Source organism: Comamonas sp. NyZ500 (assembly GCF_016772095.1).
GTDB classification, from domain to species: Bacteria; Pseudomonadota; Gammaproteobacteria; order Burkholderiales; family Burkholderiaceae_C; genus Comamonas; species Comamonas thiooxydans.
In genome coordinates this window covers 1-24,536 of record NZ_JAEIJE010000016.1, presented here as the reverse complement: position 1 = coordinate 24,536, position 24,536 = coordinate 1, and the positions used below count along the sequence as shown (strand labels likewise).

The 24,536-nt window shown below is 60.7% G+C and carries 22 protein-coding genes and 1 pseudogene; 8 read left to right on the top strand and 15 right to left on the bottom strand.

Annotation, left to right across the window (positions count from 1 at the left end; all coding sequences use genetic code 11):
* Positions 1-50: 50 nt before the first annotated feature.
* The 6 genes from JAO85_RS19775 to JAO85_RS19750 are packed head-to-tail and all read right to left on the bottom strand — an operon-like array spanning position 51 to position 7,116.
* Positions 51-992 (bottom strand): siderophore ABC transporter substrate-binding protein, encoded by a 942-nt coding sequence (locus tag JAO85_RS19775; protein ID WP_003067141.1) that lies wholly within the window; start codon positions 990-992, stop codon positions 51-53.
* Positions 989-1,765: an ABC transporter ATP-binding protein gene (locus tag JAO85_RS19770; RefSeq protein WP_039049052.1), complete on the bottom strand. Its 777-nt coding sequence runs from the start codon at positions 1,763-1,765 to the stop codon at positions 989-991. The genes JAO85_RS19775 and JAO85_RS19770 overlap by 4 nt, the downstream gene beginning before the upstream one ends.
* Positions 1,762-2,718 (bottom strand): iron chelate uptake ABC transporter family permease subunit, encoded by a 957-nt coding sequence (locus JAO85_RS19765; protein WP_012839501.1) that lies wholly within the window; start codon positions 2,716-2,718, stop codon positions 1,762-1,764. The genes JAO85_RS19770 and JAO85_RS19765 overlap by 4 nt, the downstream gene beginning before the upstream one ends.
* Positions 2,718-3,659, bottom strand: coding sequence for an ABC transporter permease (locus JAO85_RS19760; protein ID WP_039049051.1), 942 nt, complete (start codon positions 3,657-3,659; stop codon positions 2,718-2,720). Before JAO85_RS19760 ends, JAO85_RS19765 begins: the two co-directional genes overlap by 1 nt.
* Positions 3,659-5,428: an ABC transporter ATP-binding protein gene (locus tag JAO85_RS19755; protein ID WP_039049050.1), complete on the bottom strand. Its 1,770-nt coding sequence runs from the start codon at positions 5,426-5,428 to the stop codon at positions 3,659-3,661. The genes JAO85_RS19760 and JAO85_RS19755 overlap by 1 nt, the downstream gene beginning before the upstream one ends.
* Positions 5,422-7,116, bottom strand: a complete 1,695-nt coding sequence (locus JAO85_RS19750) for an ABC transporter ATP-binding protein (RefSeq protein WP_370552211.1) — start codon at positions 7,114-7,116, stop codon at positions 5,422-5,424. Before JAO85_RS19750 ends, JAO85_RS19755 begins: the two co-directional genes overlap by 7 nt.
* Before the next feature lie 243 nt (positions 7,117-7,359).
* Between JAO85_RS19750 and JAO85_RS19745 the strand changes: the two genes are divergently transcribed.
* Complete coding sequence (locus JAO85_RS19745; RefSeq protein ID WP_039049048.1) at positions 7,360-8,001, top strand: TetR/AcrR family transcriptional regulator; 642 nt, start codon at positions 7,360-7,362, stop codon at positions 7,999-8,001.
* 67 nt (positions 8,002-8,068) lie between these two features.
* On the opposite strand, the gene JAO85_RS19740 is transcribed toward JAO85_RS19745, so the two are convergent.
* Positions 8,069-8,836, bottom strand: coding sequence for an MSMEG_1061 family FMN-dependent PPOX-type flavoprotein (locus tag JAO85_RS19740; RefSeq protein WP_012839508.1), 768 nt, complete (start codon positions 8,834-8,836; stop codon positions 8,069-8,071).
* Here JAO85_RS19740 and JAO85_RS19735 point away from each other — a divergent pair.
* Positions 8,835-9,632, top strand: coding sequence for a helix-turn-helix domain-containing protein (locus tag JAO85_RS19735; protein WP_202788823.1), 798 nt, complete (start codon positions 8,835-8,837; stop codon positions 9,630-9,632). The genes JAO85_RS19740 and JAO85_RS19735 overlap by 2 nt on opposite strands.
* A gap of 241 nt (positions 9,633-9,873) precedes the next feature.
* Here JAO85_RS19735 and JAO85_RS19730 read toward each other — a convergent pair whose 3' ends face one another.
* The gene (locus JAO85_RS19730; protein WP_202788822.1) at positions 9,874-11,190 is read right to left on the bottom strand and encodes a urate hydroxylase PuuD; all 1,317 of its coding nucleotides are present in this window, start codon (positions 11,188-11,190) and stop codon (positions 9,874-9,876) included.
* A gap of 291 nt (positions 11,191-11,481) precedes the next feature.
* Positions 11,482-12,312 (bottom strand): xanthine dehydrogenase accessory protein XdhC, encoded by an 831-nt coding sequence (xdhC, locus tag JAO85_RS19725; protein ID WP_202788821.1) that lies wholly within the window; start codon positions 12,310-12,312, stop codon positions 11,482-11,484.
* 265 nt (positions 12,313-12,577) lie between these two features.
* On the opposite strand from xdhC, the gene JAO85_RS19720 reads away from it, so the two are divergent.
* Positions 12,578-12,988, top strand: a complete 411-nt coding sequence (locus JAO85_RS19720; protein WP_012839511.1) for an energy transducer TonB — start codon at positions 12,578-12,580, stop codon at positions 12,986-12,988.
* An 85-nt stretch (positions 12,989-13,073) separates the two neighbouring features.
* On the opposite strand, the gene JAO85_RS19715 is transcribed toward JAO85_RS19720, so the two are convergent.
* The gene (locus JAO85_RS19715; protein ID WP_039048395.1) at positions 13,074-13,658 is read right to left on the bottom strand and encodes a YSC84-related protein; all 585 of its coding nucleotides are present in this window, start codon (positions 13,656-13,658) and stop codon (positions 13,074-13,076) included.
* 326 nt (positions 13,659-13,984) lie between these two features.
* Here JAO85_RS19715 and JAO85_RS19710 point away from each other — a divergent pair, with 326 nt between their 5' ends.
* Positions 13,985-14,374, top strand: coding sequence for a DoxX family protein (locus JAO85_RS19710; protein ID WP_003073280.1), 390 nt, complete (start codon positions 13,985-13,987; stop codon positions 14,372-14,374).
* 135 nt (positions 14,375-14,509) lie between these two features.
* Here the strand turns inward: JAO85_RS19710 and uraH are convergent, their stop codons facing one another.
* Positions 14,510-14,860: a hydroxyisourate hydrolase gene (gene uraH / locus JAO85_RS19705; protein WP_003070903.1), complete on the bottom strand. Its 351-nt coding sequence runs from the start codon at positions 14,858-14,860 to the stop codon at positions 14,510-14,512.
* A gap of 323 nt (positions 14,861-15,183) precedes the next feature.
* Between uraH and ggt the strand changes: the two genes are divergently transcribed.
* Entirely contained in the window at positions 15,184-17,013 is a 1,830-nt protein-coding gene (ggt, locus tag JAO85_RS19700) for a gamma-glutamyltransferase (RefSeq protein ID WP_202788820.1), read from the top strand.
* 97 nt (positions 17,014-17,110) lie between these two features.
* On the opposite strand, the gene glxR is transcribed toward ggt, so the two are convergent.
* From glxR to gcl, 3 genes are all read right to left on the bottom strand, one after another.
* On the bottom strand, positions 17,111-18,022 hold the full coding sequence (gene glxR / locus JAO85_RS19695) for a 2-hydroxy-3-oxopropionate reductase (protein ID WP_003063991.1): 912 nt from the start codon (positions 18,020-18,022) through the stop codon (positions 17,111-17,113).
* A gap of 84 nt (positions 18,023-18,106) precedes the next feature.
* Positions 18,107-18,910, bottom strand: coding sequence for a hydroxypyruvate isomerase (hyi, locus tag JAO85_RS19690; RefSeq protein WP_039048398.1), 804 nt, complete (start codon positions 18,908-18,910; stop codon positions 18,107-18,109).
* 147 nt (positions 18,911-19,057) lie between these two features.
* The gene (gene gcl, locus JAO85_RS19685; protein ID WP_012839516.1) at positions 19,058-20,848 is read right to left on the bottom strand and encodes a glyoxylate carboligase; all 1,791 of its coding nucleotides are present in this window, start codon (positions 20,846-20,848) and stop codon (positions 19,058-19,060) included.
* Positions 20,849-20,957: 109 nt separating this feature from the next.
* On the opposite strand from gcl, the gene JAO85_RS19680 reads away from it, so the two are divergent.
* A complete protein-coding gene (locus tag JAO85_RS19680) occupies positions 20,958-21,875 on the top strand; it encodes a LysR family transcriptional regulator (protein WP_003052436.1) in 918 nt (305 codons plus the stop codon).
* 249 nt (positions 21,876-22,124) lie between these two features.
* Here JAO85_RS19680 and JAO85_RS19675 read toward each other — a convergent pair whose 3' ends face one another.
* Positions 22,125-23,477: a glycerate kinase gene (locus tag JAO85_RS19675; RefSeq protein WP_202788819.1), complete on the bottom strand. Its 1,353-nt coding sequence runs from the start codon at positions 23,475-23,477 to the stop codon at positions 22,125-22,127.
* A 212-nt stretch (positions 23,478-23,689) separates the two neighbouring features.
* Between JAO85_RS19675 and JAO85_RS19670 the strand changes: the two genes are divergently transcribed.
* Positions 23,690-24,367, top strand: a complete 678-nt coding sequence (locus JAO85_RS19670; protein WP_019043607.1) for a GntR family transcriptional regulator — start codon at positions 23,690-23,692, stop codon at positions 24,365-24,367.
* Positions 24,364-24,536 (top strand): annotated as a pseudogene (locus JAO85_RS19665) (allantoinase); the annotation flags it as partial. The gene JAO85_RS19670 and the pseudogene JAO85_RS19665, both read left to right, overlap by 4 nt.

Genomic DNA, 24,536 nt, shown 5'->3' with positions numbered 1-24,536 from the left:
ATAGAACTGCTGGCTGGGTATGGACCTGGCTACGACAAATAAAGAAGCAATCAGCGCGAATAGCCCTTTAGCACATCGCTAAACAACAGCTTCAGTGAGCTTGGGCTGGCACCTGTGGTGTACCAGGCATCTGCATCGACAAACACCACGCGCCCGTTCTTCCAGGCCTTGGTCTGGCGCAGCAAGGGATTGGCAATGCCATCGGCATTGATGACGGGGCGGCGCTCCATCACCGCAGTGCGATCCACCACATAAAGGATCTCCGGATCCGCCTGCTGGATGAATTCGCTGGAGATGGGTTGCCCATGCAGACTGGTTTCCAACGCAGAGCTTGCAGGCTTCACGCCCAGCGCGCTGAATACGAAGCCGTAACGCGATTGCAGACCGAAGGAGCTGAAAGCTCCGTTGTTGTGCAACACGATCATGGCCCGCTCCGGCCGACCTTGCGTGATGCGCCGTACCTGTTGAACCTGTGCATCCAGCTCTGCAGCCTTGGCGCTGGCAAGCCCTTCCCTGTTGAATATGCGGCCCAGGGTCAGCAGATGGTTCTTGACGACTTCGATATGTCCCTTCTCGCTGTTCTTGAAGTCCACCTCGTAGTACAAGGCGGGGGCAATTTCAGCCAGCTCCTCGTATTTGCCGGCCTGCAGCGATGTCATCAGGATGAGATCCGGCCTCAGCGCGTGCACACGCTCCAGATTGGGCTGTACGATGGCGCCGAGATCCTGCACCTTGGCGTCGCCCTTGTACTTGGCCAGGAAATGGGGAACGTAGTCCTTCACCATTCCCGCAACGGGCACGCCAAGCTGATCGAGGAAGTCCACCTCGTTCATCTCCAGCGCCGCCACACGCTGCGGCAGACGCTTGATGAGCGTGGTGCCCAGTTTGTGACGGATGGAAACAGGCTCATAGGCGTGAGCCATGCCGGGCGCGAAGGACAAAGCCGCCACGCCGGCAACAGAGAGCAGGAGTTGCCTGCGCAACGAATTCATGAGTGATCTTCCCTGGATGTGAAGTAATTGCAGAAACAGCCACGCTGGTTGCGCGTGATCTCGAAATCCAGCTCGTACAGATCGGCCATGCGCGTCTCGGTCACCACGTCCTGAGCCGGGCCGTGAAAGCGCAGTGCTCCGTTCTTGAGCGCGACTATGTGGTCCGAGTAATTGACCGCAAAGTTGATGTCGTGAATCACCAGAATCACGGTGCGGCCCTGCTCGTCGCAGAGGCGACGCAGTGCGCGCATGATCTGTACGGCGTGCCTCATGTCGAGGTTGTTGAGTGGCTCGTCAAGCAGCAGCACATCTGTCTGCTGCGCAATCGTCATTGCGAGAAATGCCATCTGCCGCTGACCGCCACTGATCTCATCGATGAAAGCGTGACGCAGCGGCTCCAAAGACAGAAAGGCGATTGCCTCATCCATGGCTCGGCGGTCGTGAACCGTCAGCGCGCCACGGCTATGCGGGAAACGTCCAAAAGCGACCAGCTCCTCCACCGTCAGGCGCATATTGAAGCCGGGGGCCTGACGCAGCGTGGCAACATGCCGTGCGTATTCGGCAACGGGAATTCGGCTGACGTCACGTGCCTGCCACTGAATCGCACCGCTGCTGGGCTCCAGCAAGCGCGCCATCAGCATGAGCAGCGTGGACTTTCCCGCACCATTGGGTCCGATCAGCGATGTGACGCGCTGGGCTGGAAACTCCACGCTCACGTCTGACAACACCGCCCCGCTGCCATATTGTTTGGAAAGATGGTGGACCCCCATCATGCTGCACCCCGCTTGCGCACAATCAGTGCCAGGAAATACACACCGCACACCAGATTCACCAGAATGCTGACGGTGGTCTTGTAGTTGAAAACATGCTCAACCAGCAGTTGAGCGGCAAGAAAAATGGCAATGGCAACCGCACACCCCAGCGGCAGCGTGACGCGGTGGCGTGCATGCGGCACCAGGGCGTAGACGATGTTCGCCACAAAGATGCCCATGAAGGCTGTGGGTCCCACGAGGCTGGTGGACAGCGCCACCAAAATGGCGATCAGCGCCAGGTAGAGCTGCAAATACCGGCCATGCGGCACGCCCAGAGAAATGGCCTGCTCACGCCCCAGGGCCAGCACATCCAGCACCGCCAGCGTCTTGCGAACCACGGCACAGGCGAGCGCTACCGCAATGGCGGCATAGAGCAAAGTCTGCGGCTTGGCACGATTGAAGGATGTGTAGCTCACGCCCTGAAACACTGCAAACTCACCGGGGCTGATGCGCAGCTGCACAAACTGGGTGAACGTGCCGATCACCATGGTCAGCACCAGACCGAGCAGCAGCAGCACATAGACATCATTGCGGCCGCGGTGCAACAGCCACCATTGCAGCGCCCATGAATAGGTCAGCATCAGCAGCACGGAGACGAGGAAATTCCCGTGTACGCCAAGCATGCTCAAGCCATGTGTACCCAGCAGCAACAGCAGCATGGCCTGCCACAGCAGATACACGGCCTCGTAACCCATGATGGAGGGCGTCAGAATGCGGTTGTTCACCAGTGCCTGAAACACTATGGCCGACACAGCCACGCAGATCCCGCCAATGACAATCGACGCAAGGCGTACAAGGCGCTTGGGGATCACATAATCCGTATCCAGTCCGGAGCCCAGCAGCACAAAAGCAAGCGCCAGGAGTGCAATCGACAGCGCTGCGAACCAGCAGGTCTTGGTCAACGACATGCGCATCAGCGAAGCCCCCGCACAATCAGCGCCAGGAACATCACACCGCCCACCGCACCGGCAGTAAGGCCGATAGGCACCTCGAACGGGTACATCATCAGGCGGCCTGCAATGTCGCAGGCCAGCAGCAGGGATGCACCTCCCAAAGCCACCAGTGGCAATGTGCGTCGCAAGTTCTCACCACAGCGCATGGCAACCAGCTGGGGCACAACAAGGCCCACAAAAGGAATCGCCCCCACGGCAATCACCGTGGCAGAAATCGTCAATGCCACCAGCACCAAACCGATGATGGCCGTGGCTGCATAACCCAGGCCCAGACTCGTGGCGATGTCTTCGCCCATGCCCAGCACAGTGAAGCGGTGCGCATACAAATAGGCCAGCATCACCACCGGAAAAATGATGTAGAGAATCTCGTAATGGCCTTGCACCACGCGGGAAAAGTCACCCAGCAACCAGCCCTGCATGCTTTGCAGGATGTTGTGGCTGTATGCATAGAACTCGGCAATCGAGGTGAGCACGCTGCCGTACATCAGACCGACGACGGGCACCAGCACCAGATTGCGAAACTGGATGCGTCGGATCACGGCTATGAACAGCAGACTTGCCATCAGGCAGAACACCAGCGCAAACAGCATCCGGCTCAGGGTTCCCGCAGCAGGCATCACGGTAAGCGCCACCAAGATACCGAGCTTGGCCGCATCCAGCCCCCCTGTGGTGCCCGGCTCCACAAACTTGTTGCGCACGATGTGCTGCAGGATCACGCCGCACACCGACAGACCCGCCCCCGTAAGCACCAGCGCCGCCAAACGCGGCAAACGGCTTGCAGTCAGGGTGAGCCAGGCATCGCCGGAGAATGAAAGCAGATCCGACCACACCATCTGTCGCGCTCCCAGCAGCACGGACACCACGCACAGCACAGCAAACACCAGCAACCAACGCTTGCGCATCACACGGCATCCCCGGACATTTGCACTGTGTCCATGCGCCAGCCTTTGGCAGCGCGGCTCTGCGCAAGCAATTGGGAATAGCGACCCTGACTTGCCTTTAGCTGCGCAGGTGATCCGCTCTCTACCACGCCGCCGCCTTCCAGCACCACAATCTGATCGGCCATGGCAATGGTGGAGAGCTGGTGCGCGATCACGATGAGCGTGCGCTGCCCCTTCAGCCGTGCAAGTGTTTGAGCGATGATGGACTGGTTCTCTGCGTCCAGCGCAGCAGTGGCTTCATCCACCAGCAGGATGGGGGACTCCTTGATCAAGGCCCGGGCAATCGCTATGCGCTGGCGTTCGCCTCCGGAAAGACGTGCGCCGTTTTCGCCCACCATCGTCAGCACCCCGTCTGGCAATCGCGCAATGACTTCATCAAGCCCGGCCTGATGCGCAGCTTGCAGAACTTGCGCATCGCTGGCGTCCGATTTGCCAATGCGGATGTTGTCGGCAATGCTGCCGCAAAGCAGATAGCTATCCTGAAAGATCTGGCTGATTTGCCCGGCCAGTTGCGCATCGCCAATGTCACGGACATCCACGCCTGCGATCAAGACCTCGCCCTGCGTGGCATCGAAGAAACGGGCGATCAGTCGCATCACCGTGGACTTGCCGGAACCAGATGCACCTATCAGCGCCGTCATGCTGCGCGGCGGCACATGCAAGCTCACACCGTGCAGCACTTCATCTGCAGACCCTGGATATTGAAACCGCACATCACGCAACTCCACGGAAGAATCGCCAACAAGTGTTGCCTGCTTCGGTTGCGGCAGCGGCTGCACGGCAAATAGCTCCTGTACTGCTTGCAGCTGCGAGCCTGCACTCCTAAGCACTTCTGCGTAGCCGGCGATTTCCTGCAAGGGCTCGATAAAACGCACCACAAGCAATAACGCAACCTTCAAGGCAATGATTTGCGCTGTGGACAAGGAGCCACCGGATGCTGCGTTCAAACCGGATATCGCGACCACCAACAGCAGGGCAAAGATCAGCTGCACGGTCCATACACAGAATACGGAGGACAGCGATGACAACACCACCAGCCGCAGTCCGGATTGACGTTGCTCGGTGATGGCCTGCTCCAGAAAGCGTGTGCTGCGGCCATCGCCGCTGAACGCACGCAGCACGGATTGGGCCTGCGCGAACTCCACCACACGCTGACTGGCTTGGGCAAAGTCGCGCTGGAAAGCGGCATTGGCGCGCGCCGACATCGACGAGGTCAATGCGAACGATCCGGCAAGCAATGGCAGCGCAATCAGCGCAGTGAGCCCCAGGACCGGACTCACAACCAGAAGTGCCACCAACACGATCACGGTCGTGGCCGCACCACTGATGAGTGGAGTGAAAACATGCGCTGGCAATTGCGCAATGCCCATCATCCCCTGCGTCACCACATGGCCGATGCGCGCGGTATTTTTCGGCGTATACCAGCCGATGGGCAGGCTCGCCATATGAAGGCCCAGGCGATGGCGTCCGCTTTGCAGAACCGCCACGCCGACACGGATGCCCGCCTGCTCCACGACACGTCTGGCAATCCATGACAGCAGCACGCCCAGCAGCAGCACGCATAGCCAGCCCATGGCTGCACGCCAGTCACCTTGCAACCAATGCGTCAGCAACGGTTGCAGCGCCGCCATCGTCAGACCGCACAGCACACCGTAGGCAACAGCCATCCATGTGTAGCGGTGCAGCAGGCGCGCATCATCACCCAGCAACTTCAAAAAGGTCTTCAGCATGGCAGCTCACTCTTTGGCATCGGGCTGGCATAAGCACCAAGCTGCCACAGCCGCGCATAGAGACCGTCTTCAGCCAGCAGTTGCGCATGTCTGCCTTGCTCGGCAATCTCTCCATCGCGCAGCACCAGAATGTGATCCGCATGCACGATGGTGTCGAGCCGGTGTGCAATCACCAGCAAGGTGCGCCCGCGTGCAAAGCGAGAAAGTGCGTCCTGAATGAAGGCTTCGCTTTCCACATCTGCAGATGCGGTAGCTTCATCCAGCACGAGAATGGGCGGATTCAGCAGCACTGCCCGGGCAATGCTCAGGCGCTGGCGTTCCCCACCGGAGAGCTGCGCATCCTCGCCCACCACGGAGTCGTAGCCACGCGGCAACGCCAGAATGCGATCGTGGATGTGGGCTGCGCGGGCTGCGGCCTCGATTTCCTCCATAGTGGCCGATGGACGGGCCAGCGCAATGTTCTCGCGCACACTGGCGTGAATCAGCTGCACTTCCTGTAGCACAAAGCCAATGCGTTGATACAGGGTTGTGCTGGTGATCTGCCGCAAATCGACTCCACCCAGAGTAATGCGCCCTTGTGCGGGATCGAAAAACCGCAACAGCAAACGTGCCAGCGTGGATTTTCCGGAACCCGAAGGGCCGACCACGGCCGTGACGGTGCCGGGCTGCATGTCAAAGCTGATGCCGGACAGCACCTGATGCTCTGCCGCATATGCATAACCCACCTGCTCGAAACGCACGGCATTGCCTTCAGGATGCGATGGCTGCCCCGGCGCCGGTTGCGGCAGCACCGGAGTGTCCAGCAATGCCAGCACGCGCTGGGCCGCACCGGTCGCACCCTGCAGGTCATGCAGCAAGGTATGCAAAAGCAAAAGCGGCGCACAAATACCGGGCGCGACGAGTGCGAACGGCAATACATCAATAGGCTGCATCCAGCCCATGGCAACAAACGCAGCGCCAGAAGCCAGCACCACACCGAGGACGGTCACAGGCGCAATCAATGCATGCGCACGAGCCATGGAGATCACCAGCGGGCGAGTGAAATCCGTAAAGGCACTGGCAAATCCATCCACGGCATCTCTGTAACCTGCGTGGACCGGGCTCGCTCCACCAAAGGCCTTGATGACCGGAATCCCCCCCGCAAACTCCACCGTAGCGCTGTTGATCCGCCCCAGTCGCGCAACGAACTCCTGCATGTGCGCATTGCTGGCTTTCATTGCGCGCTTGAGAAAAACGAAGAATCCGGGAAATGGCAGCAGCGCAAAGATCGCCATGCGCCAATCCAGCACAAACAGATACATCACTGCAATCACGATCGCCCCGGCCGCACGCCCCACGGCGGTATAGAAATGCGCAGTCAGACTGTGCAGCGTCGCGACATCGTCCTGCAGCGCCTGCTTGACCTCTCCTGAGGCGCGGGCAGTAAACCAGCCCAAAGGCACTTGCGACAGCCGCTTGATTACAGCAAGGCGCAGATCGTAAGTGAGGCGGTTGTCTGCCAGGTGCGCGATCAGCTCGGCGACGATCACTAAACCCATGCCCACGAACATGCACAGCACTCCGACAGCGATGCTGCCCCATATGCCATCCAAGTCATCGAGCAAGGCTTGCTTGACGATATGCGCGATGACCGCCAGTGGCACCAGCGTGAACATGGTGCCAACCGCAGCGCTCAGACCAGCAAGCATCAAGCGCCCGCGAACTGGCGCGAATATCCGGGCGATCGGCTGCGCGGGTCTGGCAGCAACTGCAAGCGATTCAGAGGTAGACATTCGATATGGAAGAAGGCTATCTCTCACAAGGATGCGAACGAGAAGCTTTACGAGAATTAGTTGCATTATAATAAACTAATTCAAAACGATTCAAGCAATAGGTCTACGACAAGTGATGTGAATCACCGACAATCTCGCCCAGAGACTGAGAACCAGCGTATGCCCCACACACCCAAGCCCTCGACTCGTGGGAGACCACGCTCCATCACCAGAGAGAAAATTGCAGACGCCGGAATTGCCATCGGCCTTCCTGACATTACGTTCGTCGGCGTTGCCGCAGCACTGGGCGTCAGCCACATGGCGCTCTACAAGCATGTGCCAAGCCTGGAAGCACTCAAACACCTGATTGCAGAGGAAATCTTCAAGCGCTGGGAGTTGCCGCAGGCAACAAGCCCTCAGCAGATCGGGCTGGAGGAATACCTTATGGGGTTCACTGCGTCCACACGACAGTTCGTAAAAGCGCACCCCGGCGTCACTCCCTTCGTGATTCGCCGCCTGGCGGCCACACCGGCCATGCTGGAGAAGATCAGCGCCCATCAGGCCCATATTGCACAGGCCTACGGCATCACCAAGGAACAATCACGCTGGCTGCTCTCCACCGTGACCTTCTTTTGCATCTCTGCGGCCGACACGGTGTATGCCGCAGCCCGTCTGGAGCCGATTGAGGAGGCGGACTGGCAACTGCAAGAGGCAGAAATGGAGGCAGAACTGATTGAGGGAACTCAAGCCTTGATAGCAGGAGCCCTGGGACTACTCGAAAGCAGGCCAGACCCCAAGATCGGCGCTCGCATCAACAAGTAATTCGAGTCCTGCGAAACCGCAGGGCATGCGGCAGAGATGGGCAGAAATAGAGCGAAGCTGTGAGCGCTCAGTAAAGCTCGGTTCTTACGGCACTTGAGTAGCGCTCATTTGCGTGAACGATCTGCTCTGATGTGAATTGAGCATCACCCTGCAATTGGGCCAGGCCAGCCATCACGTCTCCGACTGTAGGCAGATGATTGGGGTCCAGATGACTCTCGTCGCGCCACAACCGGGCGCGATTGATGGCTCGTCCACAGTGGAACAACACTTCATCGATCCGAATCACTATTGCAGTTTTTGGCACCTTGATCCCTTCTCGCAACTCTTGCATCAGGTCACCATCGGAAGAAACTCGACCGCGTCCATTGATTCGCAAAAAGGTTTCCAGACCAGGGAAGAGAAACAGCATCGCCAACCGGTCGTCATCCTGAAGATTGCGCAAGGAGGCAATGCGATTGTTGCCGGGCCAGTCCGCAAAAACCAAGGTGCGTGCATCCAGTACCCGTACGAAACCAGGAGGACCTCCGCGTGGCGATGCATCCAAGCCATTCCCATCTCCCGTGGCAAGACAGAAAAACGTCGCTTTTGCCAAATACGCCTTGTGGAAATCCATCAAATGATCGAGAACCGCTTTTTGAATTCGCTCCGTTGGGCGCGCGTACAGCCGATTCAGATCAACCGCATCTGACCGACTGCTCTTGTGCAATCCTTGATCCGCCGAGTCTTTTGATGAAGGCACGTGAAACTCCTGTGTTTGAGGAAAGTTGCAAGCGTAGGCCCAGGCGATATGGCGGCTGTAGAATTTATCGGCCATTAGATAACTCAAATCCGCCATGCCTGATCTCATGCATCTGCTGGGCTCCTATATGGACTCCCCTGACGGGCCCAGTGTTGTAGCGGCCACTCGAATGCTGGAGAGTGAACTCTCTTCCGAGATGCATCAGCATGCACGCGGTCAATTGTTTGGTTCAATCAAAGGCTTGATCTCGGTGCAGGTCGATGGCGGTCTCTGGGTGGTACCGGCCATACATGCCGTTTGGCTTCCTCCCCATCATGCTCACGCGGGGCGCTCCTTCGGCCCCTACCATGGCTGGAGCGCCTATGTGGCAGAAGCCGCATGCGCCAATTTGCCGGCACAGCCCTGCATCATCAGGGTATCGGGCCTGCTGCGCGAAGCGGTGCTGCGTATTGCCAGCTCCATGCCGCAAGCCTCCGATCAATCGAGTCAAGCACAGTCACATATATGCGCTGTGGTTCTGGACGAGATCAGAAGCCTGCCGGTTGAGGAGTTTGGCCTGCCCATACCAGCAGATGCTCGTCTGCAGCGTATCGCCAAAGCGTTGATAGCCAATCCGGCCGACGAGCGCAACATCGATGACTGGGCAAGTTTCGGAGCCATCAGCTCGCGCACTCTCAGTCGCAGGTTTGTCAGCGAGACAGGCTTTAATTTCACTGCCTGGCGCCAGCGCGTACGCCTATTGCGATCACTTGAGATGCTTGCCGAAGGCATAAGCATTACAGCCATTGCACTGGATCTCGGCTATACCAGTATCAGCGCTTACATCAGCCTGTTTCGCCGGACCTTCGGTGAAACGCCGGCATGTTATCGATCACGCTTGAAAGCCGTTTAGCAGGGATCAGTTGAGTCCTCAGGCCAAGGCAGACTTCACACTTTCATTTGCTGCAGTCGTCTTGTTCAACACCGCATCACCGAAGCTTGAGTGTTGAATCTCAATAAAAAAAGCGCTCACAAGGAGCGCTTTTTTACGAGGAGAAGGAGTCTAGGCTTTGCTGACGCAACCTAGCTCCACAGAAAGCCGCATGGATACCAGATCGCTGCCTACGACTTCAATTGCCCCGAACAGCTGATGGTCAGTTCACGGCAGCGCCGGACTCGTACCAGGTCTTGATCAGGTTGCGTTCGTCATCCGACAGAGCCGCAGGGTTGCCAAAAGGCATCTTCTTCAGCTGCACCACCTGTTGGTAGATCTGCTGGGCGTGCGATTTCACCGCTTCGGGGGAGTCCAGACGGACAGCCTTTTGCTGGATGGCCGTGCCGTGGCACACCACGCAGTGCTGCTGGAAGATCGCATTGACCTTGGCAAAGCCTTCTCCGCCAGCGGCTGCGGGAGCAGCAGCAGGTGACGCGGCTTCGGCTGCAGGAGTTGCGACTTCAGTTGCAGGGGCCGCGGGAGTTGCAGCCTGCCCAGCTGCGGGTGCCGCTGGAGCAGCCGCTACCGGAGCAGTTGCTGCCACAGGAGCAGGCTTGAGCCAGACAAACACAGCCAGCAGAGCAGCTACGCCGACAGCAGCGTAAGGCCAGGGGTGGCTGTTGCGACCCAGCTTGTAGCCGTGGCGCATCACGAAGAACTGGCGAATGGCAGCACCGGCAAACATCATGCCGATCAGCACCAGCCAGTTCAGCTTGTGGCTGTACAACCAGCCATAGTGATTGGACAGCATGGCGAACAGCACGGGCAGCGTGAAATAGGTGTTGTGCACGCTGCGCTGCTTGGCACGTTGGCCGTGACGTGGGTCCACAGGCTCACCAGCCTTGAGCGAAGCCACCACCTTGCGCTGGCCAGGGATGATCCAGAAGAACACGTTGGCGCTCATGGATGTCGCGATCATCGCGCCCATCAGCAGGAAGGCTGCCTGGCCGGGGAAGATGTGGCAGGCCAGGTAGGCTGCGATACACACCAGCACCAGAACCATGGCACCGACGGTGGCGTCGCCATTCTTCTTCTGGCCGAAAGTGCGGCAGATGAAGTCATACAGCAGCCAGAAGACCACCAGGAAGCCCAGAGCCGAAGCCACGGCAGCGCCGGTGCTCATGGCATTGGGGTCGCCGGGAGTGACCAGATAGATGTTGGCGTTCCAGAGGTAGGAGACCGTCAGCAGGGCAAAACCGGACAGCCACGTGGTGTAGCTTTCCCAGTAGAACCAGTGCAGGTGATCCGGCATCTTGGGAGGAGACACATTGAACTTGACGGGGTGGTAGAAACCGCCACCGTGCACAGCCCAGAGTTCGCCGTTAACGCCCTGCTTCTTCAGGTCGTCATCCACGGGCGGCGTCAAGCTGCTGTCCAGGAACACAAAGTAGAAGGAGGAACCGACCCAGGCGATCGCGGTAATGACGTGGAGCCACCGCAACAGCAGGCCGGCCCAGTCGAGAATGTAGCTTTCCATAGCTCTCAACCTTGGCAGCGTGGGGCTGCCGAACAACCTGCTCACCACTGCGGGCGCTCTGAGCAGAAGAAAAGGCCGCGCTCCCGGACGTTACACACGGGGCACCGCTGCGACCATTCTGTCGACCAAAAGTGTATGCAATTTTTGCTGCCGCAACTCTCGAATCAGGGATAAACCACCCTAGAGATTTCCCTAATACAAGAGCGATATGCAAGGATCGGGCCTGATTTTTAGGGCCGGTAACAGCATGTTTGCGGCCACACGCACCAGATCAGGGCATTCATTGCACCATCAGCTCGCAGACAAGCGCTGCAGAAGCTGTGCCGCCACCGCCACAGCGATCACCTCGGGCTCCTTGCCGGTAATGCCAGGCACGCCGATCGGGCAGGTGATGTGAGCCAACTCTGCATCGCTGAACCCTCGCCTGCGCAAGCGGCTGCTGAAACTGGCCCATTTGGTCTTGCTGCCAATCAACCCCACAAAAGGCAGATCTCCTCGCTCGCGCTGGCGCAGCAGGCATTGCGCCACCACCTCCAGGTCTTCGGCATGGCTGAAGCTCATGATGAGCACCTGCGACTGTGGCGGCAACTCTGCCACCGCGGCCTGCACCGGATCGGAATGCTCGCACTGCACCCCTATCTGCTCCTCCACGGGAAAGACTGCATCACGGCTGTCCACCCAGATCACGCGGTACGGCAAGCTGCGCAAAATGCGCACCAGCGCATGCCCCACATGGCCCGCGCCGAACAAGGCTACACATTGCGACGGCTCGGGCATCAAGGCCCGCAGACGTTGAGCATCGCGGGCGTCAAACCATGCAAAGTGCAGCTCCAGCGCACCGCCGCAACATTGCCCCAGACTGGGGCCAAGCGCATACCGCTGGACATGCTCGCGCAAGGCTGCGGGGTCTGCGTTCCACTGCGCCAGCAGCTGGCGCGCCTGGGCAATGGCCTGCCATTCCAGATGACCGCCGCCGATCGTCCCCATCACCTCATCGGCGAACACCGCCATCCAGGCCCCCTCCTCGCGGGGCACGGAGCCACGAGTGGCCTGTACCTGCACCCAGCACAGCGGCTGCTGCGCCAGACGGTTCAAGATTCCTTGCTGTGTTTCGCTCCACATGACTGAACGCCGATTGCTTTGATGACCGATGTTCATGCATTTTGCGAGTCGCAATAGACAGACAAGCGTATGAGCACATTAATCGGATGCATATCCGGACCGGATTTGACGAGTCGTTGCAGATTTTTCACGAGGAGGCGTCAGAATTGTGCCCCCGGGCCGCTGCCTCCATCCATTTGCGGCTACGCTTGGCGTCATGTCTGAAACCCACGACCCCACCCGCGCCACAACAGCCCGCCGCCCCCTGAACTGGCTGCGGACCGGGATGATGGCTGCCGTTGCAGCGGTGCTGACCGCCTGTCAGATCGCACCTCAAAGCCCATCCATCGGCACAACGCCTGCCGACAAGGCCAGCCCCGGCTATCGCAAGCAGGCTGCCCAGCATCTGTATGAACGCAACTCCGGCCGCATCTACCAGGGCATGCTGCCGCCTATGCTGTATGCGATCGGCGTGCTGCAGGTTCAGCTCGACGGCCAGGGCCGCGTGAAAAACCTGCATTGGATGCGCAAGCCAGGTCATGCCCCCGAAGTGGTGGCCGAGATCGAGCGAGCCGTGCGCTCCGCAGCCCCCTTCCCAGCCCCGGGTCGCAGCGTGACCTATACCGACACCTGGCTGTGGGACAAGTCGGGACGCTTCCAGCTCGACACCTTGACCGAAGGTCAGCTGGGCGAGTAAAAGCGCACAGCGATGCAGCGAGCCGCATCGGACAATAAAAAACCGGCCAAGGCCGGTTTTTTTGTTGCAACAAGCCAGGCGAGGCTTATTCGACCACTTTGGTGATCTTCGTGCCCTGCAGCGATACGCCGGCCTCCAGGCCCGCGTTGGTCAGCACATAGCTGGTGACCGGAGCCTGGGCAGTCGTGGTGTCCACGCTGCCATTGGCACCGATCTTGCCTGCTGCCACGGTGGCATCAGCCCCCACGGACCAGCCGTCGCTCTTGAGGAACTTGTCCAGCGCTTCCTGTGTGTTGAACACATAGATCACAGCCTTGGACTGACCACCAGCTTGCCATCCGATAGAGGCCGCTGTCGTGCTGTAGAAGCCACGGTTGTGACCGCCCACGCGCAGCACGCCGCGGCCATGCTCCACCCCGACCACAAAGCTGCCGCCAATCACCGACGGGAAGATCAGCACACCCTTGGCGCGTTGCACCATTTCCTTGGATCCTGGTGCGGTCTGGTACAGGCGCTCCAGAGCTGCATTGGCACGGGTATTGACCGTTGTGGAATCGGCACGGGGAGCCGATGCCGTGTCAGGCTTGGTCGTGGTGCAGGCCGTCATGGTCAAGGCACCGGCAGCCAGTGCAGCAGCCATCGCAACAGAACGCAGAGAAATTTGACGCATACCTATATCCTTTCATGGGATGAATGTGTAGACACATTTCAGAGGTAGAAGGTCCTGCAGTCCGACATTGAGTCGCTTTTGCACATCCCCCCGATGCAAAGCTGTCAGAAACAGGGTTGGCACGATGCTAGTGCGCAGCGTTGCCGATAAAACTCAGCGGTTACAGCTTGCGCCATTGGCCTACAGAAGGCAAGAGCAGTTGTCGAAAAAGACCTACAACATGAACACAAGACAACACTTGGCCTCATCCATAGGCAATCAGACGAATTGTCTGAAACAGGCGCTAGCATTGTTGATATAAGCATCGCGCGGACGACTGGAAATTCATGAAGTTCTGGAATTACTTTCACCACCCCAAAGCAGCTCTGGTTGTGCTGCGTGTCACCCTGGCCCTGCTCATGCTGCTGCACGGCTGGGCCAAGATTCGTTATGGCATAGGCAGCATAGAGGCGAAGATCGAGAGTCTGGGTGCACCGGGATTTCTCGCCTATGCGGTCTATCTGGGCGAAGTGGTCGCGCCCTTGCTGTTGCTGGTGGGCCTGTGGGTGGTACCCGCCGCACTGGTGATTGCGGTGAATATGGTGGTGGCATTTGCGCTGATGCACACCCGGCAGATTCTGATGCTCAACAGCACTGGCGGCTGGGCGCTGGAGCTGCAGGCCTTTTATTTCGTGAGCGCCCTGGTCGTGGCCATGGCTTATTCCAAGGGCAAATAAGTCTTTAAAAACAGGAGCGGCTTGCGCCTGTCATATCTTGGTTTCAATGCCTTTTAATGCTGAAACCAAGAAATGACGTGCGCAAGCCGCTCTTGTTTTTGCCATGTCTCCCGCTTCGAGAGACTCACGTCCCGCTCAGGAGCCGCGATAAGTGGAGTAGCTCCAGGGGCTGACCAGCAAAGGCACGTGGTAGTGCTGCTCCACATTGGCCACGCCGAAGTCCAGGCTCACCTTGTTCAGAAAGCTGGGCTCGGGCAGTTGCACGCCACGGGCCTTGAAGTAGGCCGCAACGTCAAAGGTCAGGCGGTAGGTGCCGACCTTGAGCGTGTTGTTGTCGAACAGCGGCGCATCGGTGCGGCCGTCATGATTGAGCACCAGGCTCTTGATCAGCGTGGCCTTGTCGCCTTCAGTGGAAAACAGTTCGACAGCCATGCCTGCGGCGGGGCAGCCATTCATGGTGTCGAGAACGTGGGTGCTCAGGCCCATGGAAATCTCCTCACAGGCAGTTTGCCACTGCCCTTGGTTGTATCAAACACACGACTTACGCAAAACGGGTTCAGGCAGGACAACGCCTCAGAAGGCAGGCCGTTGTTGCATTCCTGTTTGCGTAAGCCCTGAAACATCTATGCCATCACAAAGTCTGCTCGCGCATGAGCGCAGCGCTTTGATCGTGAAAGTGTATACAGTTTCTGTACTCCATCAAAGGCTTTTCTGCCTTGACTTTCAGGCACATAGCCAGCTCTGCCCGGTTGGCTTCTTTTCAGCCTCTATACACTGGCCCGATTCATCAAGCGAACAGGAGACAACGCATGCAATTGCGCACCACCGCCCTGGCAGCCAGCCTGCTCATCGCTCTGGCCGGCCTGAGCGCCTGCAGCAGCACGGCCACACCAGAGCCCGCCCGCAACGAACGCGCGGCCATCGGTCACGATGCCACTGCTCAGGCTGCAGCGCCTGCCGTCACCCAGACCGCCGCCGCCCAGGCAGCCGCTGCTGCCTATGACTTCGAGCTGGATGTCTTTCACCCCGTCATCGCCAAGAACGGCATGGTGGCCTCGGAGCAGGAGCTGGCCACGCAGATCGGCGTGGATATTCTCAAGGCTGGCGGCAATGCCGTCGATGCCGCCGTGGCCGTGGGTTTTGCGCTGGCCGTGGCCTTGCCCAATGCCGGCAATATCGGCGGCGGCGGCTTCATGATGGTGCACGACGCACGGAACGGCAAGGACATTGCACTGGACTTCCGCGAAGTGGCCCCCAGGGGCGCGTCGCGCAATATGTATCTGGATGCCGCCGGCAAGGTCATCGACGGCAAATCGCTCTACACCCATTACGCCGTAGGCGTGCCCGGCACCGTGGCCGGCATGACGCACGCGCTCTCGCGCTGGGGCAGCATGCCGCTGGCCAGGGTCATGGCTCCCGCGATTGCGCTGGCGGACAAGGGCTATCCTGTCAGCGTCACCCTGGCCAAGACCCTGGAGCAGGAAAAAAAGAATATGGGCCGCTGGCCCGCCACCCAGTCCGTTTTCTGGAGGAACGGCGCTCCGCTGCAAAGCGGCGAGAGGCTGGTGCAAAAGGATCTGGCGCAGTCCCTGCGCCTGATCAGCCAGCAAGGTGCCAAGGCCTTCTACGAGGGCGCGATCGCGCAGAAGATCGTGGCGGAGATGGCGCCGCACGCCAATGCCCTCAGCCTGCAGGACCTGCGCGACTACAAGGTGGCCGAGCGCGAGCCCGTGCGCGGCAGCTACCGCGGCTACCAGATCGTGACCATGCCTCCGCCCTCTTCGGGCGGCGCGCACCTGATTCAGATCCTGAACATGATGGAGCGCTGGCCCATGAATCAATGGGGTGCCGACAGCGCACAAAGCGTGCACTACATGACCGAGGCCATGAAGCTCGCCTATGCCGACCGCTCCGAGTATCTGGGCGACCCGGACTTCGTGAAGATTCCGCTCAAGGGGCTGATCTCCAAGAGCTATGCGAGCGAGCTGGCCGCAAGCATAAAACCCCAGCAGGCCAGGCCCGGCAAGGACATCCGGCCCGGCAGGCCCCAGCCTTATGAAAGCGACCAGACCACCCATTACTCCGTGGTGGACAAGGCCGGCAACGCGGTGGCCGTGACCTATACGCTGAACACCAATTTCGGCAGCGGCATCGTCGCCAGGGGCACGGGGATTTTGCTCAACAACGAGATGGACGACTTCTCGGCCAAGCCCGGCGTGGCCAATGCCTATGGTCTGGTGGGCGGCGACGCGAATGCCGTGCAGGCCGGCAAGCGGCCGCTGTCATCCATGACACCGACCCTGGTACTCAAGGACGGCAAGCCGGTCCTCGTCACCGGCAGTCCGGGCGGAGCGCGCATCATCACCACGGTGCTGCAGCAGATCGTCAATCACATCGACTTCGGCATGAACCCGGCCGAGGCTGCGGCCACGCCGCGCTTTCATCACCAGTGGACGCCTGACGAGCTGCGCGTTGAAAAAGGCTTCAGCCCCGATACGCTGGCCCTGCTCAGGCAATGGGGCCACAAGGTGGCACTGAAGGCATCCATGGGCCGCACTCAGACCATCGAGATCCGAGACGGCCTGCTGCGCGGCGCTTCGGATCCGCGCAACCCCGACGGAAAAACCATGGGGTACTGACGCTGAATAAAAAAAGCCGCGCTCCCCCGAGCGCGGCTTTTACTTGAGGCGGCTGCTGGCCGTACGCATGGCCAGTGGCCGCCCTCCCCACCTCTCTTTATTCAGCCTTCTGACCGATTTCGAAGTTGGCCTGGATTTCCAGGGCACGCACCATGCCCGAGTGATCCCAGGCAGCGCCGCCGTGGGCCACGCAGCTGTTGAACAGCTCTTGTGCCTGAGCGGTGTTGGGCAGGGACACGCCCAGCTGACGAGCGCTGGACAGGGCCAGGTTCAGGTCCTTCTGGTGCAGGGCAATGCGGAAGCCAGGGTCGAAGGTGCGCTTGATCATGCGTTCGGCATGCACTTCCAGGATCTTGGAAGAGGCAAAACCGCCCAGCAGGGCTTCACGCACACGTGCTGGATCGGCACCGGCGCGCGATGCAAACAGCAGGGCTTCGGCCACGGCTTCGATGTTCAGAGCCACGATGATCTGGTTGGCCACCTTGGCGGTCTGGCCGTCGCCGTTGCCGCCCACCAGGGTGATGTTCTTGCCCATCTTGTCGAACAGGGGCTTGACGCGCTCGAAGGCTGCATCGGGGCCGCCGACCATGATGGACAGGGTGCCGTTCTTGGCCCCGACTTCGCCGCCGGAGACGGGAGCGTCCAGGTACTGGGCACCAGCGGCTTCGATGCGCTTGGCGAAGTCCTTGGTGGCCACGGGCGAGATGGAGGACATGTCGACCACGATCTTGCCGGAGCTGCCCTTCAGACCGGCTGCCACGCCGTCTTCACCGAACAGCACCTTCTCCACGTCGGGAGTGTCGGGCACCATGATGAAGATGATGTCGGCGCGCTCGGCCACACCGCGAGCAGTGGTGCACTGGGTGGCGCTGGTTTCTGCGATGTTGGCAGGCACCTTGCCCACGGTGTTGACGAACAGTTGGTGGCCGGCCGCAATCAGGTGGCCGCACATGGGCGCGCCCATGATGCCCAGACCGATAAAGCCCAGCTTGAGAGACGATGCGTTCATGGTTGTACTCCTCAGTTTTCTTGATACTCAAATTCGATGGCCGATGGCGCTTTGCGAGCAGGCGCCACAGGCCTTTTCATCCATTCAGGCAGCCACTGCGACCTTGTTCCAGCCGCCGATCTTCTGCAGCCAGCCCAGGCCGGACTCGGTGCCGTTGGCGGGCTTGTATTCGCAACCGATCCAGCCGTCGTAGCCGATGCGATCCAGGTGTGCGAACAGGAAGGGGTAGTTGATCTCGCCGGTGCCGGGTTCGTTGCGACCGGGGTTGTCAGCCAGCTGGATGTGACCGATGCGGCCCAGCTGCTTTTGCATGGTGGCAGCCAGTTCGCCCTCCACGCGCTGGGCGTGGTAGATGTCGTACTGCACAAAGGCGTTGGGTGCACCCACTTCGTCCAGGATGGACAGCGCTTCATCCGTGCGGTTCAGGTAGAAGCCGGGGATGTCGAAGGGGTTGATGGGCTCGATCAGCAGGCGGATGTTGGCGGCGCTCAGGGCGGCGGCAGCAAAACGCAGGTTTTCCACGAAAGTGCGGCGCACCACGGCAGCGTCAACACCGGCAGGAACCTTGCCGGCCAGGCAGTTGAGCTGGGGCACACCCAGGGCGTGGGCATAGGTCACGGCCTTGGCCACGCCGGCGCGGAACTCGTCCACGCGCGTGGGGTCGCAGGCAATGCCGCGCTCGCCTGCGTCCCAGTCACCAGCGGGCAGGTTGTGCAGAACAATCTTCAGGCCGGTGGCGTCGAGGCGCTCCTTGATCTCTTCCACAGTATGAGCGTAGGGGAAGAGAAACTCCACGGCTTCAAAGCCTGCGTTTGCGGCACGCTCAAAACGCTCGAGGAAAGGCACCTCGGTGAACAACATGCTCAGGTTGGCTGCAAAACGGGGCATGATAAAAGTCTCCGGTAATCGTTAATAGTTGCAGGCGCTAGACGCCAAGCAAGGGCCTAAGCCGGCCGCGCCCCCCAGCGAAGGCGTCGCCCCCTCCCGCGCAGAGAAAGGGGGAAGCGGCGGAGCCGCTCAGGGGGAGTCTTCCTATCAGTCCAGCAGGGCCAGTGCGCTGGGCGCGTCGGCCTTTTCGGTCGCCAGGTCTTCGAACTCGACCACGTTGTCGATTTCGGCGCCCATGGAGATGTTGGTCACACGCTCCAGGATGCACTCGATCACCACAGGGGTCTTGTGCTCAGCCATCCAGGCTTCGGCCTGCTGCATGGCGGGGGCAAAGTCTTCGGCGCGATGAACGCGGATCGCCTTGCAACCCAGGCCTTCAACGACCTTAACATGGTCGACGCCGTAGCCACGGGTCGCATCACCCTCATCCATGTTGATATTGTCGAACGCCAATTGCACGCAATAGTCGATCGAGAAAGCGCGCTGTGCCTGACGGATCAGACCCAGATAGCTGTTGTTCACCAGCACGTGAACATAGGGCAGCTTGAACTGCGCGCCCACGGCCAGCTCTTCGATCATGAACTGGAAGTCGTAGTCGCCGGACAGCGCCACGATCTTGCGCTGGGGGTCGGCCACGCGCACGCCCAGGGCGGCGGGAGTGGTCCAGCCCAGAGGGCCGGCCTGGCCGCAGTTGATCCAGTTGCGGGGCTTGTACACGTGCAGGAACTGGGCACCGGCGATCTGCGACAGACCGATGGTGGACACATAGGTGGTGTCGCGGTCCAGGGTGCGATTCATGCACTGGTAGACGCGCTGGGGCTTCATCGGCACGTTGTCGAAGTTGGTCTTGCGCAGGTACTCGACGCTGTTCTTGCGACCCTGGCACTCGGCCACCCAGGCCTTGCGGCACTTGAGCTTGCCGGCAGCCTTCCACTCCTTGGCGACGGCAACGAATTGCTCCAGAGCCGCCTTGGCGTCGGAGACGATGCCGTAGTCAGGCGCGAACACGCGGCCGATCTGGGTGGGCTCGATGTCCACGTGGATGAACTTGCGGCCCTTGGTGTAGACCTCGACCGAGCCGGTGTGGCGGTTGGCCCAGCGGTTGCCGATGCCGAACACGAAGTCCGAAGCCAGCATGTTGGCGTTGCCGTAGCGGTGGCTGGTCTGCAGACCGCACATGCCGACCATCAGGGGGTGATCGTCAGGGACGGTGCCCCAGCCCATCAGGGTGGGGATCACGGGCACGTTCAGGATCTCGGCCAGCTCGACCATCAGATCGGAAGCATCGGCGTTGATCACACCGCCACCGGAGACCAGCAGGGGACGCTCGGATTCGTTGAGCATCTCGATGGCCTTCTCGGCCTGCTTGCGCGAAGCGGCTGGCTTGTAGGCAGGCAGGGGCTCGTAGGTGTCGATGTCGAATTCGATCTCGGCCAGCTGCACATCGATGGGCAGATCGATCAGCACGGGGCCGGGACGACCGGAGCGCATCAGGTGGAAAGCCTGCTGGAAGGCACGTGGCACCTGGGCTGGTTCCAGCACGGTGGTGGCCCACTTGGTCACGGGCTTGGCGATGGAGGCAATGTCCACGGCCTGGAAGTCTTCCTTGTGCAGACGCGAGCGAGGTGCCTGACCGGTAATGCACAGGATTGGGATGGAGTCGGCGCTGGCCGAGTACAGACCGGTGATCATGTCGGTGCCGGCGGGGCCGCTGGTGCCGATACACACGCCGATATTGCCGGCCACCGCACGGGTGTAGCCTTCGGCCATGTGGCTGGCGCCTTCGACGTGACGGGCCAGAATGTGACCGATGCCGCCGTGGTTCTTCATTGCAGCGTACAGCGGGTTGATGGCCGCGCCGGGCACACCAAACGTCACGGTTACACCTTCTTTTTCGAGCACCAGGACTGCGGCGTCGATTGCTTTCATTTTGGCCATGAGGGTCTCCTAAAAACTTGGTTGAACTTTAGTCAAGACCCTTGCTTGCTGGAAGCCGCTCTCAGACCATAAAATTTATTCCACCCAAGAATAAATAGGAGACAAATCCATGGACAGACTCGACGCGATGCACATGTTTGTGCGCGTGGTGGAGACCGGCAGCTTCACCAAGGTGGCGCAGGAATTCGCCACCACCCAGCCCACCGTGACCAAGCAGGTCGCGGCCATGGAGGCTCGCCTCAAGGTGCGCCTGCTCAACCGCAACACACGCGGCGTAAGCCTGACCGAGGCCGGTGCGCTGTACTACGAAAAATGCAAGATCATCGTCAGCGACGTGGCCGAGGCGGAGAACGTGGTCAAGGTACGCCAGACCCAGGTCCAGGGTCAGCTGCGCATCGGCAGCTCGGTGGCATTCGGGCGCCGGGTGCTCATTCCGCTGGCCATGGATTTCATGAAGCACAACCCGCAGGTGCAGGTCGATCTGAGCTTCGAGGACCGCTACACCGATCTGGTGGCCAACGGCATCGATGTGGCACTGCGCCTGGGCAAGCTGGCCGACTCTTCACTGGGCGCGCGCATGCTGGGCGTCAATCCCTGGGTGCTGGTGGCCTCCAACACCTATCTGCGCAAGCACGGCACGCCGCGCCGCCCCTCGGACCTCAAGGAGCATTCCACGCTGATCTACAGCAGCGTGCAGGGCAACGATATCTGGCGCCTGCGCAATGCCAGCGGCGAGCCGGTGTCGATTCCCGTCACCGGGCGGCTGCGCTCCAACAATCTCTCGGCCCTGCTGGCCGCGGCCCGCTCGCACATGGGCATCGCGGCCCTGCCGCGCTACGTGGCCCAGGACTCGCTCAAGGACGGCCGCGTGGTGGAAGTGCTCAAGACCTGCCGCCTGCCCGAACAGGAAATCCACGCCGTCTACCCCTCACCGCGCCTGGTACCGCAGAAGGTGCAGTCCTTCATCGCCTTTTTGCAGGGCAAGTTCGACGATGCCTGGTGGGAGGATCTGCCAAGAGGGGGCTAGCTCCCCCTGAGGCGCTTCGCGCCTAGGCGGCCCCGCCCTCCCCTCTCTGTACGCGCTGCGCGCTAACGGAGGGGGACTGCTCCTTCGCCGCGAGGCGGCTCTTGCTCGGAGCACTGGGATGGGTAGCGCCAGTTTTACACTGCAGCTATATAAAAATAGCAGCTACCGCTTGATGAACGGTGGCTGCAGATATTTTTCTATTTGAAACCGTTGAATAGCCTGCGCAAGCAGCTATCCAATTTGATGGTTTCAAAGAATCAGAATGGCGCGGAAGTCGTTGACATTGGTGTGCGTGGGACCGGTGATCACCAGATCGCCCAGTGCCGAGAAATAGCCATAGGCATCGTTGCGGTCCAGGTGATCGCTGATGCGCAGATTCAGCTCTGCCGCGCGCTTGAGCGTGCAGGGCGAGACACGGGCTCCCGCGTTGTCCTCGACACCGTCGATACCATCGGTGTCCGCCGCCAGCGCCCAGACCTTTTCCTGACCCTGCAGGGCCTGGGCCAGACCCAGGCAGAACTCGCCAGCACGCCCGCCGCGCCCCTTGGCTGCACCGGGTTGGCGCGGGCGGATGGTCACCGTGGTCTCGCCACCCGAGAGAATCACGCAGGGCCTGGCAAAAGGCTGGTCATGCCTGGCCACGGCACGCGCCAGCGCCGCATGGACCTTGCCCACCTCGCGCGACTCGCCCTCCATCTCGTCGGACAGCACGTGCACGGCAATGCCGGCCACGCGGGCGGCAGCCGCGGCCGCTTCCAGCGACTGCTGGGGCGTGGCGATCAGATGCACCTCATGGCCTTCAAAGCGGACATCGCCGGGCTTGGGCGTCTCCAGCTCGCCGGCTTGCAGCGCAGCGCGCACGGACTCGGGAATGCCGATCTGGTAGCGGTCCAGGATGGCCAGTGCGTCGGCACAGGTCGACGCGTCCGGCACCGTGGGTCCGCTGGCGATCACCGAAGGATCGTCGCCGGGCACATCGCTGATGGTCAACGTCACCACCTTGGCGGGATGGCAGGCGGCTGCCAGACGGCCGCCCTTGATGCGCGAGAGGTGCTTGCGCACGCAGTTCATCTCGCCAATCGCAGCGCCGCTCTCCAGCAGCGCCTTGTTGATGCGCTGCTTCTCGGCCAGGTCAATGCCTTCGGCGGGCAGCGTCAGCAGGGAGGAGCCGCCGCCGGAGATCAGGCAGATCACCAGATCATCGGCCATCAGGCCCTCGGTCAGCGCCAGAATGCGCTCGGCCGCAGCCAGACCAGCCGCGTCCGGCACGGGGTGGGCGGCTTCCACCACCTCCAGGCGCTGGGCCAGCCCTTCGGGGCGTGGGGGAATATGTGCATAGCGCGTCACCACCAGGCCCGACAGTGGCGCATCCTGCGGCCACAGAGCTTCCAGCGCCTGCGCCATGGAGCCGCCGGCCTTGCCGGCACCCAGCACCAGCGTGCGGCCCTTGGGCGGCTTGGGCAGATGACGCGCCAGCCCCTCGATGGGCAGGGCATTGCGCACCGCCACGTCATACAGATGACGCAGAAAGCCAGCCGGGTCTTGCTGGGGAACAGGCGTTGCCGCGGCCTGCGCGCGCGAGGATGTATTCTGTGCTTGCATAGCTGCGCATTGTGCATTCGGGCTTTTTTCCCTTACAGAGGGCCCCCAGTCACAACACTGCTGATCTTTGCAACACCAATGTTGCAAGCCCTTGCTCCCATTGGGTTTGCGCGCTTGCGCACAGCTTTCTGCGCCTGAACATCGATACAAACACCATGTTTGGTGAACAGAAACTGTATACAAAACTTGTCTTCAACCGCTATGATGGATTTATGGAAACTTCCACCACCAGTTTCATTGTCGAAAGCCTGACCAAGGCCATCGTCGAGCATCGCCTGATGCCCGGCACCAAGCTGGCCGAGCAAAAGCTGGCCGACCACTTTGGAGTTTCCCGCACCCTGGTGCGCCAGGCCCTGTTCCAGCTTTCGCAAAACCGTCTCATCCGGCTCGAGCCCGCCCGCGGCGCCTTTGTGGCCACGCCCTCGGTGGACGAGGCGCGCCAGGTGTTTGCCGTGCGCCGCATGCTCGAGGCCGAGATGGTGCGCAGCTTTGTCAAGCAAAGCAGCGCTGCCAAGATTCGCGCCCTCAAGCAGCATGTGGCTGCCGAGAAGAAGGCCATGGAAGCCAATGACGTGGGCCAGCGCACCGAGCTGCTGGGCGACTTCCATGTGCGCATGGCCGAGCTCATGGGCAACGAGGTGCTGGCTCAGTTGCTGGGCGAGCTGATTTCCCGCTGCGCATTGATCACCCTGATGTACCAGTCTGCATCGGCGGCCGAGCATTCGCACGAAGAACATGCCGACATCGTGACCGCACTGGCTGCGGGCGATGCCGAACATGCGGTGCAGCTGATGCAGCTGCACCTGGACCACGTGGAAGCAGGCCTGACCTTCGACCGCGATTTGCCAACGAACGATTTGTCGATGGCACTTTCATCCGTATCCCTATGACTTACGATTCCACCGCCTCCTACCCACGCGACCTGATTGGCTACGGCCGCAACACGCCCCATCCCGAATGGCCCGGCAAAGCCCGCGTGGCTGTTCAGTTCGTGCTGAACTACGAAGAAGGCGGTGAGAACCATATCCTGCATGGCGACCCCGGCAGCGAGCAGTTTCT

Coding starts and splice junctions, on each gene's coding strand:
- JAO85_RS19750 (WP_370552211.1), bottom strand. CDS start 7,116: ATGCTTGCTGGTCTGAGCGCTGCGGTTGGCACCATGTTCACGCTGGTG.
- JAO85_RS19770 (WP_039049052.1), bottom strand. CDS start 1,765: ATGATGGGGGTCCACCATCTTTCCAAACAATATGGCAGCGGGGCGGTG.
- JAO85_RS19760 (WP_039049051.1), bottom strand. CDS start 3,659: ATGCGCAAGCGTTGGTTGCTGGTGTTTGCTGTGCTGTGCGTGGTGTCC.
- JAO85_RS19670 (WP_019043607.1), top strand. CDS start 23,690: ATGGAAACTTCCACCACCAGTTTCATTGTCGAAAGCCTGACCAAGGCC.
- JAO85_RS19745 (WP_039049048.1), top strand. CDS start 7,360: ATGCCCCACACACCCAAGCCCTCGACTCGTGGGAGACCACGCTCCATC.
- JAO85_RS19720 (WP_012839511.1), top strand. CDS start 12,578: ATGATGGCTGCCGTTGCAGCGGTGCTGACCGCCTGTCAGATCGCACCT.
- hyi (WP_039048398.1), bottom strand. CDS start 18,910: ATGCCCCGTTTTGCAGCCAACCTGAGCATGTTGTTCACCGAGGTGCCT.
- JAO85_RS19755 (WP_039049050.1), bottom strand. CDS start 5,428: ATGCTGAAGACCTTTTTGAAGTTGCTGGGTGATGATGCGCGCCTGCTG.
- JAO85_RS19740 (WP_012839508.1), bottom strand. CDS start 8,836: ATGGCGGATTTGAGTTATCTAATGGCCGATAAATTCTACAGCCGCCAT.
- ggt (WP_202788820.1), top strand. CDS start 15,184: ATGCAATTGCGCACCACCGCCCTGGCAGCCAGCCTGCTCATCGCTCTG.
- JAO85_RS19715 (WP_039048395.1), bottom strand. CDS start 13,658: ATGCGTCAAATTTCTCTGCGTTCTGTTGCGATGGCTGCTGCACTGGCT.
- JAO85_RS19680 (WP_003052436.1), top strand. CDS start 20,958: ATGGACAGACTCGACGCGATGCACATGTTTGTGCGCGTGGTGGAGACC.
- JAO85_RS19730 (WP_202788822.1), bottom strand. CDS start 11,190: ATGGAAAGCTACATTCTCGACTGGGCCGGCCTGCTGTTGCGGTGGCTC.
- uraH (WP_003070903.1), bottom strand. CDS start 14,860: ATGGGCCTGAGCACCCACGTTCTCGACACCATGAATGGCTGCCCCGCC.
- glxR (WP_003063991.1), bottom strand. CDS start 18,022: ATGAACGCATCGTCTCTCAAGCTGGGCTTTATCGGTCTGGGCATCATG.
- JAO85_RS19775 (WP_003067141.1), bottom strand. CDS start 992: ATGAATTCGTTGCGCAGGCAACTCCTGCTCTCTGTTGCCGGCGTGGCG.
- JAO85_RS19765 (WP_012839501.1), bottom strand. CDS start 2,718: ATGCGCATGTCGTTGACCAAGACCTGCTGGTTCGCAGCGCTGTCGATT.
- JAO85_RS19735 (WP_202788823.1), top strand. CDS start 8,835: ATGCCTGATCTCATGCATCTGCTGGGCTCCTATATGGACTCCCCTGAC.
- JAO85_RS19710 (WP_003073280.1), top strand. CDS start 13,985: ATGAAGTTCTGGAATTACTTTCACCACCCCAAAGCAGCTCTGGTTGTG.
- xdhC (WP_202788821.1), bottom strand. CDS start 12,312: ATGTGGAGCGAAACACAGCAAGGAATCTTGAACCGTCTGGCGCAGCAG.
- gcl (WP_012839516.1), bottom strand. CDS start 20,848: ATGGCCAAAATGAAAGCAATCGACGCCGCAGTCCTGGTGCTCGAAAAA.
- JAO85_RS19675 (WP_202788819.1), bottom strand. CDS start 23,477: ATGCAAGCACAGAATACATCCTCGCGCGCGCAGGCCGCGGCAACGCCT.